This window comes from Streptomyces sp. LS1784, from assembly GCF_020103755.1.
GTDB lineage: Bacteria > Actinomycetota > Actinomycetes > Streptomycetales > Streptomycetaceae > Kitasatospora.
On sequence record NZ_JAHSQD010000923.1, the window covers coordinates 1 to 2,056 of the forward strand.

Annotated in this window: 2 protein-coding genes; both read right to left on the bottom strand. The window is 76.4% G+C overall.

What is annotated here, in order from left to right; all coding sequences use genetic code 11:
- Window positions 1-363, bottom strand: a 363-nt coding sequence (locus KS423_RS44265) for a hypothetical protein (protein WP_224285331.1), incomplete at its 3' end; no start/stop codon positions are given.
- 254 nt (window positions 364-617) lie between these two features.
- Window positions 618-1,829 (bottom strand): DNA polymerase III subunit delta', encoded by a 1,212-nt coding sequence (locus KS423_RS44270; RefSeq protein WP_224285332.1) that lies wholly within the window; start codon window positions 1,827-1,829, stop codon window positions 618-620.
- Between the last annotated feature and the right edge of the window lie 227 nt (window positions 1,830-2,056).

The window sequence follows — 2,056 nt, forward strand, 5'->3', positions numbered from 1 at the left end:
GGCGGCCGCGGGCGGCGCCGCCTGCTGCTGCTGCCGGACCACCCCCGCATCGGGCCCGGCACCCGACCCCGCGTCCGAACCCGCGCGCGTCGTGCCCACGACCGGCTCCGCCCGGTTCGGCTCGTGGGTGCCCGGCCGGAGACCGCCGAAGGCGCCGAGCGTGGTGAGCACCGTCAGAGCGGTGACGCACACCCCGCAGACCATCGCCCCGGCCGCCCGCACCAGCATCGGCCAGCGCTCACCGGTCAGCTCGTAGGTCTCGGCGGCGCGCAGGTCGCGCCAGCGGAGTTGGGCGCCCCGGGCCAGCCAGATCCCGCCGAGGGCGGCGGCCAGCAGGGGGATGATGAGGAGCGAACGAACCACGGAACGCACCACCTCTGGAGGGGGCCGCGCCGAACCGGAACCGGCGCGTACGGGAGGCGACCGCCCCGGCACCGAGCGCAGTCGGCCCCCAGCGTGCACAACGGGCGGACGGTCACACGACGGTGTGCCCGGCGAGTGTCGCTCGTTCACTCGAAGGTGGGACGGCCCGCGCTCCGCGAGGCCTACGGGCATCGCCCGTCGGAGTAGTGGCCCGCCCGGTGGAACGCCCTCAGGGCGACGGCCCGGCCCGATGCTCAGCCCGCGCGCAACGCCACCGTCATCGCCTCGACCGCGAGCAGCGGGTCCACGTTGCGGTCCAGCGCCTGGCGGCAGGCCAGCACCGCCTCGATCCGGCGCAGCGTGCTCTCCGCCGGACCGGCCTGGGCCACCCGGTTCAGCGCTTGCCGCTGGTCTTCGTTGGCGAGCGCACCGGTGGAGCCGAGCTGGATGGCGAGCACGTCCCGGTAGAAGCCGAGCAGGTCGAGCAGGGCGACGCCGAGGGTCTCCCGGCGGGTGCGGGTGGCCCGGCTCTTCTGCCGTTTCTCCAGCTCCTTGACCGCACCGGCCATTCCGCGCGGCGCCTTGCCGCCCTCGGCGGCGCCATAGGCGGCCTTGAGGTCGTCGGTCTCCTTGGCGTCCTGGGTCTCGGCGAGCGCCTCGGCATCGGCCTTGGCGGTGTCGACCAGGCGCTGGGCGGCGGTCAGGCAGCCTCCGATGTCGCCGACCTCCAGCGGGATGCGCAGTACCTCGGCCCGGCGCGTCCGGGCCTGCTCGTCGACGGCGAGGCGGCGCGAGCGCTCGATGTCGCCCTGCCCGGCGAGCGCGGCGAGCCGGGCGGTCTCCGGGTCGACACCGTCGCGGCGGACCAGGGTGTCGGCGACCGCCTCGGCTGCGGGGGTGCGCAGCACCAACAGGCGGCAGCGCGAGCGGATGGTCGGCAGCACGTCCTGGACGGAGGGGGCGCAGAGCAGCCAGACGGTGCGCGGGGAGGGCTCCTCCACGCCCTTGAGCAGCGCGTTCGCGGCGGCCTCGGTGAGCCGGTGGGCGGCGTCCACCAGGATCACGGACCAGCGGCCGCCGGTCGGGTAGCTGGAGGCGCGCAGCACCAGGTCGCGCATGTCGCCGACGCCGATGGAGAGGCCGTCCGTCCGGACGTACTTCACGTCGGCGTGGCTGCCGGCCAGCACGGTGTGGCAGCCGTTGCAGAACCCGCAGCCGGGCGTGCCGCCGAGCGCAAGGTCGGGGCTGGTGCACTGGAGGGCGGCGGCGAAGGCGCGCGCGGCGGTGACCTGCCCGGCGCCGGGCGGGCCGGTGAACAGCCAGGCGTGCGTCATCAGGGAGGCGTTCGCGCCCTCGACCGGGGCGGCCCCGCGACCGGCCTCGACCGTCGCCCCGGCCGCCCGGGCGGCGGCGGTCAGCTGTTCGACCACCCGCTCCTGGCCCACCAGGTCGTCCCAGACGGCCACTGCTGCTCCCAAGCTCCGTACGGCAGCGCTCGTGGCGCCTCTTCCCCGCCGTCGAGCATACGTCTCCGCTCCGACACCCACTGCTCCGTCCGGGTCACGGCGGACGGGGAGGCCGACCCCACGGCGACAGGGGGTCCTGCCCCACGGGCGCCGGAACGCCGCCCGCCGGACCGTGGCCCGCCGAAACGCGGCGGCGCCGCCGGGGACCTGCCCCGACGGCGCCGCCC